Source organism: Legionella drancourtii LLAP12, assembly GCF_000162755.2.
Lineage (GTDB): Bacteria > Pseudomonadota > Gammaproteobacteria > Legionellales > Legionellaceae > Legionella > Legionella drancourtii.
Genome location: NZ_JH413817.1, coordinates 154769 through 170764, shown reverse-complemented (window position 1 = coordinate 170764; position 15996 = coordinate 154769). Strand labels below are relative to the sequence as shown.

Sequence of the window (15996 nt, the reverse complement as noted above, 5' to 3'; positions counted from 1 at the left end):
ATTAAAATTGGCTAGTATTAAATTTTTTTTACATGTATTTACTTGTATAAAATTGCGGTATTTGTAAGTGCTTTGTTTTATAAGGTTTTTAGGAATGAACAAAATTAAGCGAGTTTCATGGGATGAAATCAAAAATAAAGTAAGAACTATCAACCCTTCTATTTACGAGGTAATTGAGCAGATTACTCCAGGAGGGGACATTCCTTTTTTTCTTGCTCAATATGATTTTGGCGAACATTTTGGTATTAAAAATCATGCATACTTACCAACAGAATCAGGGAGATTAGAAAAAATTGATAGTACACATACGAGCAACGAATTATTTCAACACTTGGGATATGGAAAGAATAGTCTTCCTTTAGGGATGATTTTAGATAAATATTGTGAATGGCATTATTTTGGGGAAAATCAAAGAATCTTTCCTGATTGCGTACAGGGACCAGGTGCCATTTTTAACATGCAAGTTATATTTGATGAAGATCAGACGGTTGATAATAATATTTTATCGGTATCCTCAGGTGCCTTATCTTCTTTTTTACTCCCCAATATAGGATGTCAAAGAAGACATACAAAAATTCAAAAATATTTTAATGTATCATTACCTGCCCCTAAGTCGCCTTATGAGCATTACCTTATTTTCAAAGAAATCCTACAAAATAAAAATACTTTAAGTAACTGGCAAAGTGAAATTCTTTATTTTTCTGAGCAATTTATTGAGCAAGTTAAGAATAATGAACAATGGCTTAAATTAAAACTATATTTTTCAGAGTCATTAAGAAAAAAATTAATGCAGAATACATATGATACCTCCTGTAATGATTTGTTTCTCAGTGCAAAGAAAATCAATCGATTCCGACCAACTCCTTTTATAATGGATACTGCAAAATATGTCTTTAATATCTGTATGGGAGCCGGCATTGGTGTAAAACCAGCAGTTGATGAACAATATTTTCCAATCCAGGATATCCAGAAAGCTTATAATGAATGTTACGGTCTTGAGTATACCCCAACGATAATGGTGCCTTCTTCCCTAAATGAAGAAAATGATAGTGTTTACTATCCCTTACAGTGCCCTTTTTCTAAAATAAACACATTTAAAACAAATCAAAGTAATAGCACATTGACCGAACTCGAAACACTAAAAAATGTTTTATTTGCTTATCAAGACGAGTTCACTGAAGAGAATAGTGACGCCTTTGGTAGTCCTCTTTATCATGTTAGTAAAGATACTGAATTTTCTTTTTATCATTATAAATCAACAGGAAAACAGATAATAAGAAACCCCGTTGATCTTTTAGAATCAGATAAACGGTTTTCATTCTCGTATTGTGATAACAACACCAACTTCTCAGGCGATGCTAAATTATTTCGAGGATGTGTACGACTCAGTAGATAATTTAAAGTTTTGAATATCCATTCCTAAAAGCTCTAGGTATTTTTTACTTATAGCTTTTTGAGCAATAGGGGGAATATAAAGAGTAGATATCGGTTTAATCTCTACTTGCTTAAGTTCCTGCAGTTTAATCCACTCAATTCGTGGTTTTTGCAAAGGCAGAACAGCTGCCTCATAAATGCAAACAAGCGTATTTTCAGGATAATAATTTAATAAATAACCACATAAAATATCTAATTTTTGAGAGTACTTTATATCGTGCATTCCCAAATTTGAAATTTGCCAAAAAATATTGTGTGCATATATATCAACTTGCCTTTCATAAATTAATAGCTCAGTCGCATCCATTACAAAACAACCCTGCTCCCCCGGATCAATTTGTAAATCAGAAAAAAGACAATCCATAGATGATACTGCCGGCAATATTAACGCATTTCCATTGTCTGCTTTGATCATTTTCACTGCATTCAAAGCGGACTCGGCAAATACTGTTGGATGACCATATAAAACTACACAAAGAGTTTTAGCTTTTTGATATTCGTTAACAATATGAGTGGTTATTTGATGATAAGAATCAGCTCTTTTATCAAAATTAAAATAAATAGGTTCCAAAGATTCAGCCTCTTTAGCTTCTCGCTGAATCCAAGACTTTAAGTTTTCTTCATTTACTAAATAAAGAACCTTATCCGCCTTTTGAATAACTACTTTGGTCTCTTCAGTTAAATGAGCAATCGACTTGATCCCAGAACCTACTACAATAAGTGTGTGCATTTAATTACTTAATGGTTACAACTTTGTTTGCATTAGGTTGTTGAGATTGATTTAAAGAAAGCTCTATATTCATGCTTGCTTCCTGCATTGCTAAACATGATTCTGAACATTCAGCATTATCGAAATACTCACTACCTACTGCCTTTTCTATTACATCTAGTAAATTCATCCCTATTTCCTCTGTAATAATAGATCCCGTAGTCAATTGTATAAACAAAACGAGCAAAGGTATAGCGCTTATAAAAAAATTTGAAGAATAATTATTGCATGCTAATACTCGATATGATTAAATAACTACTCGATTCGAGCATTTTTAAAATGGATATATTCAAGAAAAATGTTGATAAGTAATAATAGGACAGGGAATTATCATGCAACATACTGAATTCAAGCAACAAATTTTATTTATCAGTGACCTTGAGCAGATCCTTGGTCGAGATCGGTTAACTATAAGACGTTGGTGGTTAATTGGTAAATTCCCAAGACCAGTTAAATTAAATGGAACTACCTTAGCTTGGCATATAGAAAGCATCGAACAATGGATTAATAATAATATCAAACAGGAAGAAACAGAAGTGGCCATTTAATACGAACTAAAAAATAACAGCAAACAGGTTACAATAGCCTGTTTTTTGTCATTTTATTTTTACTCTATTCGTTGAAATCGAGGGACCGTTTGTCCATTATGCATGACTTGCTCAAAAAACATCTGCTTAGGACGGACCCAAAGCTGATTCTCCCCAAACTCATGGCAGTGGTATAGGGCTCTATACACCACCATATCCTCACATGTTTCACTATGACGGGCGTGGCCAATGATTTCATACAGATTTTCGGTTTTATAATGCCGGTATTTTCCATATAAAATTGTTTCTGATAACATTTCTAAACCTTTATATGAGTTACAGTAATCTTGTTCACAAAATCATCTCCCATTATAAATTTGCTGTAGCTGCCCACTATATTATTGCTCGCGTGATCGAGGTATTTGTTTAATAGAAAGATAAGTTATGACACAACTTTTTGTGGTTAGTGAGTGCAGCCCAAACAAATCATTTTTTTGGTGAGTTTAGGTGTTTTAAATTTTCCGAGCATCACCAAGTATTTCATAGGCTTCTTTTATCACATAAAGACCAACGAAAAATCCAACAATTAAATCTGGATAACGTGATTTTGTTAATGCAACCAATATCCCAGAAAAAATCACCCCTAAATTTATAATGACATCCGCTCGAGTGAAAAGCCAAGCTGCACGTAAATGCGCTTCTCCTTTACGAAACCCTTTTAATAAGCGAAGCACATTCACATTTACGATTAATGAAATACAAGCAATCGTAATTATGGTTGTACTTTCAGGAAAACTACCTAGCCAAGCACGCCGTATAACTTCAATTAATACACCCGTACCAAGAACCAATAATAATACTCCGCTTAATGTAGCAGCTATACCTTTGAAACGTTGACTACGTCCTATTGCATACAATGCAATAGAATATGCCGCTGCATCAGCAAGCATATCCAAAGAGTCTGCTAGAAGGCTTGTTGATTCTGCTAACACCCCAGCAATCAACCCTACAACGAACATAGAAGCATTAAGAATCAAAGCAATAATTAAAACTTTTCGTTCTGCAAGGGTCGTGGCGGTAGGATGACATCCGCAATTTGTCATAGGAAGAGCCTTATCAATAGAGTTTTTTTTGAAGTATACTGGGTTAAGTAGGTATTATAAAGCAAACAATCTATTTAAAAGTGTAGCCATAAGTGTAGCCAAGAGGTGTTTCTAATGAGGAAGAGATTCTATAACCCCTTGCTGGGCTTGGTCGGGACGGAAGGATTTGAACCTTCGACCACTAGCACCCCATGCTAGTACGCTACCAGGCTGCGCTACGCCCCGATTGGTGGCAAATAATAACTAAGTCTGACGAAAATAACAAGGGGGTTGAGGTGTTGAGATACGATAAATTTCAACATGAACACCTCAAACTTGTTTTATTGCCTATAACATGTGTTTCAGTTTATTCGCTTCAAGTTTTGAATGGGAGATTTGAATGTATTGTTTGCAGCTGGTTAATTCGGCGTATTGTAGTGCAGAAACCGCGTTGCTAATGATTTGTTTTGCTGCTGCAGTCGAGTCGTCTAAAATTAATGCGCCAGCGGTATTCATTTGCATAGAGGCTAGATACAGTTTATCAACACAGGTAGGATTGTGTTGGCTAGGAACCAGGGAGGTAACCGTTTGGGCCAGTTCATAGCAGCGGTTGGCTAATAGTTCTTTATTGATTTCAGCCTGGGCCGACATGCTTAATGCAAACAAACTTAAAGTTAAAGTTTTTTTTAAAATCATTTTAGACATAGTGATACTCCTGTAAGTTGCAATTAAACTGGCAGGAACTTCCGCTTTAAAGCCAATAAAAGAGCTTTGTTAAAGCGTTACTATCCACTTCTGCTCCCTGTGTGAGGAAGTATGGCGAGAGAGACTTTGGTACAAACTGCGCCCTCTTCCACCCCCTCTCCCACGGATGGAAGAGGAGATCATTGAGTAGGAATGCTGAATAGTTACGTTTAACCAAAAGCATTAATTCCGGTTATATGTTTTCCTAGTACCAAAGTATGGACATTGTCCGTACCTTCATAAGTGAAGACTGATTCTAAATTAAGCATATGTCGTATAACATGATACTCTAAACTAATTCCATTCCCTCCTAATAGATTCCTGCATTTTCTGGCAATTTTCAATGCCTCACGACAAGAATTCCCTTTCACAAGTGAAATCATCGTTGGTGTTTCACGTTTTTCATCTTTCAAGCGACCAACGTGTAAGTTCAGGCATTGGGCTTTAATAATTTCAGTATACATATCTGCAAGGTCTTTTTGAATGATCTGGAATGAAGCGAGTGGTTTATCAAATTGTTTACGCTCTAGCAGATAATTACTGGTGATATCAAAGCACTCTATCGCGGCGCCTATAGCACCCCAGGCAATGCCATATCGAGCCTGGCTCAAGCAACTTAATGCCGCCCCCAAACCTTTTTCGCTGCCAGGCAATAAATTTTCATCACGAACAAACACGTTATCAAAAACCAATTCACCAGTAATTGAGGCACGTAAGGACATTTTTAATTTAATTTCCGGACAACGCACGCCTTCGGACTTAGTATCGACAATAAAACCACGAATACCCGCATCCGTTTTTGCCCAGACAATAGCAATGTCGGCAATCGGTGCATTGGTGATCCACATTTTGGCACCATTTAAACGCCAGCCACCGTCTACTTTTTTAGCATTAGTGCGCATACTGGCTGGATCAGAGCCCGCATCGGGTTCTGTTAAGCCAAAACAGCCGATGATTTCACCAGTGGCCATGCCGGGCAAATAACGCACCCGCTGCTCTTCACTACCGTAGCGAAAAATTGGATACATACATAAAGAACTTTGTACGGAAACAAAACTACGCAGGCCACTATCACCCTTTTCTAATTCTTGACACACTAAACCATAAGCGACATAAGACGCTTCGGCACCACCATATTCCGCAGGTAAGGTTAAACCTAATAAGCCTAACTCTGCTGATTTACGAATCAATTCACGTGGAAATTGTGCGTGTTCAAAAGACTCAGCCATCAACGGTATTACATCATTACGTACAAACCGCGCAACACTGTCGCGTATCATTCGTTCATCATCTTGCAATTGTTCATCAAGAAACAACAAGTCGTCCAATTTCTATCTCCTTTTTCTCTGACCGTAGCGCAATTACTGCGTCAATGATACTTTCCTTACTGGGCAATAAATAGTGCCAAGCAGTCCCTAATGGAATAAAACAATCCTTACCGGTAATCCGTTTGATTTGCAAACTAGAGGTTGCTTTTTCCACTAATAATGTGATTAACCCTTCACTCACTGAGCCGCTTTGTCGGCCTTCATCCACAATAAGCACGTTCTTCGCTTGCGCTATTTCTTGTAAAATGGCGTCTTCAGGCAAAGGACTTAGCCAACGTAAATCAACAATTTTTACATTGATATTATGTTCGTCTTGCAATACTTTCGCAGCCTGGCGCGATAAATAATAGCCATTGGCATAAGTTAAAATAACAGTAGCACCTTCACCATACACGCCAACTTCGCCAGGTTCAATTAATGCCTGTGGCGCAGGATAATCAAATAGCCAACCATTATCACCAGTTTCATGTAAATCTTTAGTCATATATAAGGCTATAGGCTCTAAAAATACGACTATGCGTCCTTCCTCATAAGCTAAACGCATGCAAGTCCGTAACATTTTAGCAGCATCAGGACCATTAGAGGGGCTTGCCACAATCACGCCAGGCAAATCACGCAAGACTGCAATGGAATTATCATTATGGAAATGGCCACCAAAACCTTTTTGATAAGCAAGAGATGCAATGCGGATGACCATCGGATTTTGGTATTGCCCACCGGAAAAAAAGGATAAGGTCGATGCCTCACCGCGCAATTGGTCTTCTGCATTATGTAAATAGGCCAAGAACTGAATCTCAGGAACAGGGATAAAGCCATTATGAGCTAAGCCAATCGCGGTTCCTAAAATAGTCGTCTCATCAAGAATCGTATCAAATACGCGGCGCTTGCCAAAACGTGCCTGTAAATCAGCGGTAACCCGATAAACCCCACCTTTCTTACCAACATCCTCACCAAATACCAGCATATTGGGATACTGGGCCAGTAAATCCGTCAACGCAAAATTAATGTGCTGACATAAATTACGTTTTTGCGCTAACTGCGGATAAGCATTACCAAATACAGCAGCACGCTTTATTTCATTAGGAAGAGTATAACTTTGTTTTTTGGCGACCTTGGGCGTAAGTGAGGCCATAATTACTTCTGCGCTTTCCATTCGCGGTTGGCGAATCGCTTCTGCCGCCTTCGCTTCAATTAAGTCTTTATTACTGTCATAAAGACTAATAATGGCTTCTTGCGTCATCCAGCCTTCGCGATAAAGTATGCCGGCGGTATGCAATAAAGGATCATGTGATTCAGTAAACTCTATTTCTGCCTGGGTCAGGTATTGCGACTCAATATCCGAGCCGGCATGCCCCAATAGACGCACACAGCGCATGTGTAAAAATACAGGTTGTTTTTTGATGCGTGCTAAATACTCTGCCTCTTGTGCTTTAGCGTAAACATCGGCAATATTTAGCCCATCACAGGCAATGTAATGAATACCTGGACGCGCACCGATTGATTGCGCAATCCAATTTGTTGGGGTGCGGACGGAAATACCAATGCCATTATCTTCACAAATAAATACGATAGGTAAAGGATAATGCTGTTGTGCTATCCAAGAACATGCATTGAAGGTCGTCTGTGCAGATGCATGGTTCGTTGATGCATCACCAAAAGAACAAAGAACCACCGAGTCTGGATTTAAGCTACCAGGAAACGCTATGTCTTTTGCACATTTAATGGATAAAGCAGCGCCTAAAGCTTTGGGTAAATGTGAGGCAATGGTTGAGGTTTGTGGTGGGATATTTAAAGGCACTGAACCAAAAACCTTATGACGACCACCTGAAATCGGGTCACAGGCTGCAGCAACTAAAGACAATAAGATATCCCTGACCCCATCAACACCTGGCACTTTTTTCGCACGCTGGATGTAGAAGGCGCCACTACGGTAATGTAAAAAGGCCATATCTTCAGGGCGAAAAACCTGGCCTATAAGAGCATTTCCTTCATGCCCGCTACTGCCTATAGTATAAAAAGATAAGCCTTTTTCTTTAAGCTGCCTGGCAATTAAATCCAATAATCGCGACTTAATCTGCGAGTCAAACAGATCGATGGCTGTTTTTTTATCCAACTCGGCTGTTTCCAAGCTGATGATACTATTAGGAATAGGGAAATCAGCTTGTTGTACTCTTTTAACAAATTGTTCATCAACTACACTGGCTCTATCTAACATCCTCACATCCTGTCTGAATTGCTTTCGATACCAAGCTGATGAGTATATACTGATTCAAAATGAACCGGAAGAATGAGTAAAATATCACTTCCAACATGGGTGCTTAACAAGCAAAGAATAAGCGATTTATTTATATATTAAAGATAGAGACTCAGAATGAAAGGGATGATTCTATTGGTAGTTGTTTTATTGATGACTGGGTGTTGTTTTAATTCTCCGCTTATATGCAGAGAACGTGCTTCTGCCACTATTGTTGAACCCTTTATGCGTTACCCCAATAGTTACTGTCTGACCGACGTCACAACGACAACCATTGACTATTATTAACGATGATTATTCAAAGAGGAATATTGATATAAAGACCCGTAAGCACAAGGCCGAGCCCCTAATACGAAGCAAGGTAATTAATTGTCTCTTATGGTTACTGGCGATCGATGTTTAAATAATCTACACTTTGTTTAAATGTAACGATCGGGGATTCACAATGAAATGGATAATTCTAATAGGAGCTGTTGTCTTTATGGCTGGATGCTGTTGCACGACGCAAGTTGTTCAATACAGGCAAGTTGCCATTGCCCCCGTCGTTGAACCCGTGATGATTTATCCTTACAGCCAAGGTCCTATTGATGTGACGACTACGACTATTGATTATTATTAATACCTTGAGTGTTTGCAAGGAATATTTCCTTGCAAACACTCCGAATACAATGTCATCCACGCAACCGGTTTCCGTGGATAGCGGAAGTCCTTCAACGTTTACACCATTTTTTTGTTAATTGCTCGAATAATTGAATGAATTGGAGCTTATCTGTTTCTGAGGTTAGTCTAAGCATAAATATCCCTTTCTGTATAATTTTAGAAATTATAAGTCAATTTTCAAACGGGTCAAACAGCCCTACTATTAAAGATTCTATGTATCCAACATGCCTTCCGGCACAGATGAAGCTCCATTCCTACACTGGTACAAATGCCAATTCATAGATGGGATAAACCAATGTAAACGTACCATTCAAAGCGGTTTGCAAGATTTTTTTATTATCGATTGAACGTTAATTTTAAAGAAAATGCATCTCGGAAAGTTCTATTTTCACCATTAATGATGTTCCTACCAGTCATAATGTTTACATTTTGATTTTGGATAAAGGCGTGAGCGAAGCTGCCATCAATAATAATATTTTTGTAGATTTCATACCCCATTGATGCGCCTAAAATAATATTGTCACCACTGGATATCTGGTAATTACCGTTTCCAGGGGTTTGCGTGTAATTACCGGCAACCCTGATTACCCATTTAGGCGTTATACGATAATGGCTGCCAACAGTAAAAAGCCAAGCATCATGTAAATGAAAAGGAACATTCGCATTCACAATAATTGGTTGAGAACCTATTTTTGTTGCTATACCTTGAATGTTTACCTCATTAAATATACGCCATTGAATGTACTGAACAGTACCAATAAATCCTAATGAAGAGGTTACAAAATGGTTTACAGAAAGCACACTCCTGGCCGGGGTCCAAAAATTAAAATGATAATCATTGGAAATAACGTCCGGATCATCCTTGAAAACACTTTTACCATTAAATCGATACGTAACTGAAGTTCGGTAATTAAACCCAACTAACGTTGAACGGCTTGGCTTTAGTAAAAAACCAATATCGCCCCCTAAACCCGAACTACTCGCGTCATTATGACTTTGGGCATCGGGAATGTTTAAGCTTGGGAATCCAGAAATTGGCTCTAATAGAATATTAGTGTGTGAACAGGATAGTCCGACACCTAATGAAAAAAATTCATTTAACTTAAATCCTAAAGCTGGAGATAAATCAATATCGCGAATACTGTTGTTCGCTTGAGCATAACGCAGAATGGAATTTTCTTCGCTATTCTTGTTAAAAAAATTAGATATAACAGCAAATCCAAAAGTCATTTTATCGCTAGCAGGGATACCTAAATAAAATGAAGGCAAATAATAATACGTTTGTGCCGCTGAACTACCAAATTGAGTGAAGCCCGTTGTTGATTGTATTGATTTACCCGTAAAACGAGTTTTAGAAGATGCCACTGAGCCAAGTGTTATTATTTGAACATTGGTTAAAAGTGTTAAAGCTGCTGGATTATAATAACTTGCCGTCGCATCATTCACGACGGCGGTTCCTAGCGTTGATTCAATAAACGAAGCATGAAGTATTAATGGAAAGAATAACCACAGTAAAAGAATATTTTGAATTTTTCTAACCCATGTCAAGGTTCCGCGGTTATGCATGTAAGTCCCTATAATAAAAGCCAATCTTCCGTAATTTCACGAATAGCAATAACGCGCCCATGAGGCTGCCCGTTGACTCTTCGGGTTCCTTATGGGCCATAAAACCACTTATAGTCAGTGACTAGATCCGCAATATCCCCCTTTTATTTACTCATCGCATTAAACCCTGTCCTTGCTTCATTCTCTTCATCAAACTCAAGAAATTGTGGATGCATTTCCTTAACAGCCATTAAAAGTTCAAACAGTTCATTAGAGATATTCATTTTATTTATTGGCTTTGTGGAATCTAAAATATATCTGCGCGAATCAATATCTATTTCTTCAAGAATGCATTTTAAGCTTATCGAATAACTTAAGCTTGCTTTATGTCTAATTAATTGAGCAGCTAGCATATATTTTTTATCCCTTAGCGCAAGGTCTAATGCGGTAGTTCCTTCTGGGTTACTTGCATCAATATCGATTCCTCTGTCAATAAGAGCATTTATAACTTCTGGCCAATCATGCGTTACTGCCAAATGTAGCGCGCTATTTCCGCGGTAGCGTGTAATAGGCCATGTTCCTCGGAATCTCCAGGCCACACCCAGATCGTCGGGATCATATTGCGGGTGATCCTTGGGTAACTCTCGGATTGGATTACCAAAATCATCATATTCTTGGTTAGGTAACAAGATAACATCACCAAGTAAATCTTTATTAACCACATAGGCAGCACGCATCGAAATATTAATTCGTTCATTTTGAATTAATTTTAAAGCGATATTTCTACGCCCTTCGAGCAAAGCTAAATGTAATGGAGTTAACTCCTCATAAAACCTGTTCTCATGTAGATCACTATCGGTTGTTTCGGATGCTGTAAGATTCGGGTCAAAGGTGTCATTTTCTAATAAAAGTTCAACGGCTCTGATATTGTTAGCCAAAACAGCTAAATGCAAAAGACTTGCATGTTCTAAACGTTCACATTGAAATGTTTTATTAATTTCCTGATTAAAATTTGGCTTTGTAAGGAAGTGCTGCAGTGCTAAATGATACTTATTAGAAACCGCATTTAACATGAGGCTAAAAGCCATACTTAAAGAAGAATTTTTTTCTAAAATAGAAATACCATATTTGTCGCTACTAATTTCAAGATCATCAAATAGTTCATTTAAAAATCCGATATCAGAACCTCCTGGCGAATGAGAAGCTCGTGATTGTTGTTTGAGTTTTACCGGTGTTTTTATCTGCGTAGTCATTTCGTTGCTGTTCCGATTAACAGAATCTATTGGTGGAGTTAAGCAAAAGCCTCCATTAACATCACGGTAAATTAAGATCCCTCCTCGTTTTTCAGCCTCTTGGCGCGCTAATTCAATTGATTTGACTTCATGGAAAGAACATAACCACTCACCTAATAATTTTTTAAAATCGCCCATCTCTTTAGTGTGAGGTCTAGAATGAGCCAATTTTTCTTTAAATTTATTATAAATTACCTCGGTTAATCCATATTTGATTAAATAGATGGATTTATAGTTACCACTAAAAGAAGGGTATTTTGCAATGTGCTTATAAAAAACACGATTTTCAGGCAAATAAGAGGGGAAGCAGGATTCTCGCTCGGCAACAATCAATAGTTCATCTTGCAATTTAATTTCAGCGTTTCTATTTAAGGAAACAACATGCAAAGGGCCCTTTCTTGTAAAATCAGTAAGTGGATGTAAGGAAGCATAAACCACTCCGGAATAGGGCCTTTCCGCACGTCCATTGGCTTGCCAGCGCGGTCTTAAACGGAACGATTCATGGCCTTTGTAGGGCTTTATTCCATGCGCATATTTTTCAGCATGATAAGGCGTATCCCCCATGGAAATAAAAGGATTCAAATCGTTTAAAAATAAGTCCTTTAGCACCGGATGTTTTTTAATTAGATGATGAAAGCCATCGTAATCTTCTGTATAAATATTTTGCAAAACATGGGCAAGGCTATTATAAGAATATTTTTTGTACGTATAAGCTTTTGGCTCTCGCAAGGTGAGTAATAGTTCATGTACTAATTTAGCATTGGCATCAACACTCTTCTTTTGAGACTCCATGGCTGCTAATGCTTCTGTATGGCATCTAAAAAAACGAAGCCCAGATGCCGCCATTACAGAATTGCTATAAAGAGGTTTTGCTATTTCCGATTGATCTTTTCGGTGTGATTTTCGGCTTGATTGATTCCATTTGGTTGTTTGGTACGTAATGCCACGATATTCAGCGACAAAAAAGCGCGTAAAATTAGGGGTATTTGCCTCTAGTTCCTGAATGGCTTTCTTTATTGATATTCCAGTTGCTAACTTCTGATTAAGTAGGTGCAGATGCGCTTCTAATGTAGGAAACGTAGTGAGAGGGTAGTGAATTTTAGTCCGTGATTTTAAGTCAAAAAGTTCCGAACCACTTTTGATTGATTTTAAATCACCTTTTTGCTTATCACCTGTCTTTTTCTGATAAGTAATTTTTTCTATCTGCCCTCTTTGTATAAAAAGCTTAGCCGGTGCAGTGCGCTTAGTCTGCTCTTCCTCATCAAGTCCGCCAAAATATTCTTCATCTTCCGAATCTGAATTATCAGATAAATAAGAACCAAAAAAATTATTTTCTTCTGTTTCTTTGTGGCTAATATACGTATCAAAAAAGGCTTTTTCCTGCATCGCAAAATCAGGTTTTAAATCACCAATAAATTTTCTTATTTCGGAACATAAGCTACCATTCCAATTATGACGATTACTTTTATAAAGCAGCGTAGTTATCAACTTATTAGTAATTGTCTCGATATTATCATTATCGTCTACCTCAATATAGCGTTTATCTACAGCAATTTTTTTAATAAGCGCTAAAAAAATTTCTGAAGAAACATTTAATTCCCTTGCCCCCCATAAGGCGTCTTCTCCATCAGACATTATTAAATATGGATCAGCACCATTTTTAATTAAATAGTTAACAATATCAGGCCTGTTTTTTGTAACTGCCAGCATTAAAGGTGTAGTTAAATATTCACCTCTACAATTAATATCGACACCATCGTCAATAAGTTCTTGTACTTTCTTTAAATCATTACAACTAATGGCGGTAAAAATAGCGTTCGTCATGAAACATTTCCAGAAAAATGTTTTATTGTCCAATACTTATCACTTAAGAGTCAATAATGCCATGATGATTAATTTATATTCACCATGGCTAAGCTGAATAAGGGCAATGAATCAGGAAGCGATGCTGTATTCCCGGGTTCGCTTGCGCTGGCACCCGGGTAATCTGAGTGTATATCGTCACACTATTCGTCGTCTTTGCGCGAATACCCACACCCGTCTTGAGGACACAAAATTTGCCGACCGAAGCGTTTACTTTCCTTAACGGTTAAGATGGGCCATGAACACTTAGGGCAAGGCTCAGCTAACGGTTCATTCCATAAAGCATAATCACACTTAGGGTAATTACCACAAGAATAGAAGATTTTTCCTTTGCGGGATTTGCGTTGCAATATTTTGGCCTCATGACACTTAGGACAATCAACGCCAGTATCTGCCGGTTTTTCCAAAGGCTCCATATGTTTGCATTGTGGGTAATTGCTACAACCAATAAAACGGCCATATTTTCCAGTTTTAATATGTAGCGCACTGGAACATACCGGACATACTCGGCCTTCAACTACTTCTGGTTCATTTTTTTCAGCGTCTTGTCCTGCCATATCTTGGGTGTAATCGCACTCGGGATAACCTGTACAGCCGATAAAGCGACCACGTTTACCCAGTCTGATTGACAAAGGTTTTTGACATTTAGGACATTTTTCATCTAAAATTTCCGTGGTAACGTCTTTACGTTGTACCTGTTCGTCCGTAGTTTGAATTTGCCGCACAAAGGGCTGCCAAAACTCTTCAAGAACAGGAATCCATTCTTTTTCACCACGAGCAATCGCATCAAGCGTATCTTCTAGTTGTGCGGTAAATTTATAATCCACATAACGCGTGAAATAACCAGTCAAAAAGCGATTCACAATACGGCCAACATCTGTTGGGAAGAATCGTTTCTTATCAACAATTACGTACTCACGCTGTTGTAACGTATGAATAATTGATGCGTAAGTCGATGGACGGCCGATATCGTATTCTTCTAAGGCTTTAACCAGAGTTGCTTCAGAATATCGTGGTGGTGGCTCAGTGAAATGCTGATTGGCCGCGATATCGTGAACCTTAACCTTTTCGCCAACAGAAAGTATCGGTAATAATGATCCTTCACTGTCATCTTCTTTAGAATCATCACGGCCCTCTTCATAAACAGCAAGAAAACCAGGGAAAGTAATCGTAGAACCATTGGCTCTAAATACATTACCTGCATCGCCACAACTTAAATCCACAGCCACGGTATCCATCAAGGCATCCGCCATTTGACAGGCGATGGTACGCTTCCAAATCAAGCTATACAGTTTGTATTGATCTGTAGTCAGTGCTGCTTGCACCATTTCTGGCGTACGTTTAACCGAGGTTGGTCTAATCGCTTCATGCGCCTCTTGAGCATTTTTTGATTTTGTCTTATAAACTCTAGGACTTGCTGGGCAATTGCTGGCACCATAACGCTCAGTAATATACTCGCGTATTTCATCTACCGCTTCCACCGCCAAATTCACCGAATCGGTACGCATGTAGCTAATCAAACCCACAGTGCCTGTGCCAATATCAATACCTTCATACAACTGCTGAGCAACCATCATCGACTTACGTGCCGTAAAACCTAATTTACGCGCCGCTTCTTGTTGTAAGGTTGAGGTAATAAATGGTGGTGAGGGTTTGCGTTTACGTTGTTTTTTCTCAATTTGAGTAACAATTAAAGAGCCTTGCGCTTGATTAATCAAATCTGCTTTGATTTGTAGGGCTTGCTCTTCATTAATTACGGTAAATTGCTGTAATTTCTCGCTTTTATAATGCGTTAATCGCGCTTCAAAAGGAACTTTTTCATGCTGGCACTGAGCCAGTATTTTCCAATACTCTTGGGAAACAAAGCGCTCTATTTCTTCTTCTCGTTCAACAATTAAGCGCAATGCAGGACTTTGCACACGGCCAGCAGAAAGGCCACGGCGAATTTTTTTCCATAACAAAGGCGACAGATTAAAACCCACCAGATAATCTAAGGCACGCCGCGCTTGTTGCGCATTAACCAGATCCATAGAAATGGCACGTGGATTATTGATTGCATCTTGAATCGCTGATTTGGTAATTTCGTTGAAAAAAATGCGGTGCACTTCTTTGTCTTTAAGTAGATTTTTTTCTTTCATTAATTCAAAAATATGCCAAGAAATGGCCTCGCCTTCTCTATCGGGGTCGGTTGCGAGTAGTAACGAATCTGATTTTTTTAACATTTTCGCAATCGTTTCAATATGCCGCGCATTCTTTTCCAGGGGAACATAAGTCATAGAAAAGTTCTGGTCAGGATTTACTGAACCTTTACGGGCAGGCAGATCGCGAACGTGGCCATAGGAGGCTAAAACTTCATAATCACTACCAAGGTATTTTTGTATTGTTTTAGCTTTAGCGGGTGACTCAACGATCACCAAATGTTTACTCATAGAAAGTTAACCTTTTCCTTATATTCAATGATAATCATTCAACATTAATATATATAGAATCTTTCGCCC

13 protein-coding genes and 1 tRNA gene are annotated in these 15996 nt (G+C 38.3%); 3 read left to right on the top strand and 11 right to left on the bottom strand.

The window, feature by feature from the left end; translation table 11 throughout:
- The first annotated feature begins 94 nt into the window (after nt 1-94).
- Nucleotides 95-1396 carry a hypothetical protein gene (locus tag LDG_RS07840; RefSeq protein ID WP_006870722.1) on the top strand — a complete coding sequence of 434 codons (1302 nt, stop codon included), beginning with the start codon at nt 95-97 and terminating at the stop codon, nt 1394-1396.
- Here LDG_RS07840 and LDG_RS07835 read toward each other — a convergent pair.
- A complete protein-coding gene (locus LDG_RS07835; RefSeq protein WP_006870721.1) occupies nt 1364-2164 on the bottom strand; it encodes an SAM-dependent methyltransferase in 801 nt (266 codons plus the stop codon). The genes LDG_RS07840 and LDG_RS07835 overlap by 33 nt on opposite strands.
- Before the next feature lie 4 nt (nt 2165-2168).
- On the bottom strand, nt 2169-2333 hold the full coding sequence (locus LDG_RS19620; RefSeq protein ID WP_006870720.1) for a hypothetical protein: 165 nt from the start codon (nt 2331-2333) through the stop codon (nt 2169-2171).
- A gap of 202 nt (nt 2334-2535) precedes the next feature.
- Here LDG_RS19620 and LDG_RS07830 point away from each other — a divergent pair, with 202 nt between their 5' ends.
- Entirely contained in the window at nt 2536-2751 is a 216-nt protein-coding gene (locus LDG_RS07830) for a helix-turn-helix transcriptional regulator (RefSeq protein ID WP_006870719.1), read from the top strand.
- Nucleotides 2752-2810: 59 nt separating this feature from the next.
- Here LDG_RS07830 and LDG_RS07825 read toward each other — a convergent pair whose 3' ends face one another.
- From LDG_RS07825 to LDG_RS07800, 6 genes are all read right to left on the bottom strand, one after another.
- Nucleotides 2811-3047, bottom strand: a complete 237-nt coding sequence (locus LDG_RS07825; RefSeq protein ID WP_006870718.1) for a DUF1653 domain-containing protein — start codon at nt 3045-3047, stop codon at nt 2811-2813.
- A 195-nt stretch (nt 3048-3242) separates the two neighbouring features.
- The gene (locus LDG_RS07820; protein WP_006870717.1) at nt 3243-3833 is read right to left on the bottom strand and encodes a cation diffusion facilitator family transporter; all 591 of its coding nucleotides are present in this window, start codon (nt 3831-3833) and stop codon (nt 3243-3245) included.
- A 148-nt stretch (nt 3834-3981) separates the two neighbouring features.
- A tRNA-Pro gene (locus LDG_RS07815) sits at nt 3982-4058 on the bottom strand.
- 102 nt (nt 4059-4160) lie between these two features.
- Nucleotides 4161-4517, bottom strand: coding sequence for a hypothetical protein (locus tag LDG_RS07810; protein WP_006870716.1), 357 nt, complete (start codon nt 4515-4517; stop codon nt 4161-4163).
- Between the two features lie 209 nt (nt 4518-4726).
- Nucleotides 4727-5884, bottom strand: a complete 1158-nt coding sequence (locus tag LDG_RS07805) for an acyl-CoA dehydrogenase family protein (protein WP_006870715.1) — start codon at nt 5882-5884, stop codon at nt 4727-4729.
- Nucleotides 5862-8099: a dehydrogenase E1 component subunit alpha/beta gene (locus LDG_RS07800; protein WP_006870714.1), complete on the bottom strand. Its 2238-nt coding sequence runs from the start codon at nt 8097-8099 to the stop codon at nt 5862-5864. Before LDG_RS07800 ends, LDG_RS07805 begins: the two co-directional genes overlap by 23 nt.
- 484 nt (nt 8100-8583) lie before the next feature.
- On the opposite strand from LDG_RS07800, the gene LDG_RS19835 reads away from it, so the two are divergent.
- Nucleotides 8584-8757, top strand: a complete 174-nt coding sequence (locus tag LDG_RS19835) for a hypothetical protein (RefSeq protein ID WP_199484663.1) — start codon at nt 8584-8586, stop codon at nt 8755-8757.
- A 377-nt stretch (nt 8758-9134) separates the two neighbouring features.
- Here the strand turns inward: LDG_RS19835 and LDG_RS07795 are convergent, their stop codons facing one another.
- From LDG_RS07795 to topA, 3 genes are all read right to left on the bottom strand, one after another.
- Nucleotides 9135-10364: an OmpP1/FadL family transporter gene (locus LDG_RS07795; protein ID WP_006870712.1), complete on the bottom strand. Its 1230-nt coding sequence runs from the start codon at nt 10362-10364 to the stop codon at nt 9135-9137.
- Nucleotides 10365-10507: 143 nt separating this feature from the next.
- Nucleotides 10508-13459: an ankyrin repeat domain-containing protein gene (locus LDG_RS07790; RefSeq protein ID WP_006870711.1), complete on the bottom strand. Its 2952-nt coding sequence runs from the start codon at nt 13457-13459 to the stop codon at nt 10508-10510.
- A 182-nt stretch (nt 13460-13641) separates the two neighbouring features.
- Nucleotides 13642-15927, bottom strand: coding sequence for a type I DNA topoisomerase (gene topA, locus LDG_RS07785; protein WP_006870710.1), 2286 nt, complete (start codon nt 15925-15927; stop codon nt 13642-13644).
- Nucleotides 15928-15996 lie beyond the last annotated feature (69 nt).

What these genes read in the sequence shown, in the direction of transcription:
- LDG_RS07840 (WP_006870722.1), top strand. Translation starts at nt 95, where the DNA reads ATGAACAAAATTAAGCGAGTTTCATGGGATGAAATCAAAAATAAAGTA.
- LDG_RS07835 (WP_006870721.1), bottom strand. Translation starts at nt 2,164, where the DNA reads ATGCACACACTTATTGTAGTAGGTTCTGGGATCAAGTCGATTGCTCAT.
- LDG_RS19620 (WP_006870720.1), bottom strand. Translation starts at nt 2,333, where the DNA reads ATGAATTTACTAGATGTAATAGAAAAGGCAGTAGGTAGTGAGTATTTC.
- LDG_RS07830 (WP_006870719.1), top strand. Translation starts at nt 2,536, where the DNA reads ATGCAACATACTGAATTCAAGCAACAAATTTTATTTATCAGTGACCTT.
- LDG_RS07825 (WP_006870718.1), bottom strand. Translation starts at nt 3,047, where the DNA reads ATGTTATCAGAAACAATTTTATATGGAAAATACCGGCATTATAAAACC.
- LDG_RS07820 (WP_006870717.1), bottom strand. Translation starts at nt 3,833, where the DNA reads ATGACAAATTGCGGATGTCATCCTACCGCCACGACCCTTGCAGAACGA.
- LDG_RS07810 (WP_006870716.1), bottom strand. Translation starts at nt 4,517, where the DNA reads ATGTCTAAAATGATTTTAAAAAAAACTTTAACTTTAAGTTTGTTTGCA.
- LDG_RS07800 (WP_006870714.1), bottom strand. Translation starts at nt 8,099, where the DNA reads ATGTTAGATAGAGCCAGTGTAGTTGATGAACAATTTGTTAAAAGAGTA.
- LDG_RS19835 (WP_199484663.1), top strand. Translation starts at nt 8,584, where the DNA reads ATGAAATGGATAATTCTAATAGGAGCTGTTGTCTTTATGGCTGGATGC.
- LDG_RS07795 (WP_006870712.1), bottom strand. Translation starts at nt 10,364, where the DNA reads ATGCATAACCGCGGAACCTTGACATGGGTTAGAAAAATTCAAAATATT.
- LDG_RS07790 (WP_006870711.1), bottom strand. Translation starts at nt 13,459, where the DNA reads ATGACGAACGCTATTTTTACCGCCATTAGTTGTAATGATTTAAAGAAA.
- topA (WP_006870710.1), bottom strand. Translation starts at nt 15,927, where the DNA reads ATGAGTAAACATTTGGTGATCGTTGAGTCACCCGCTAAAGCTAAAACA.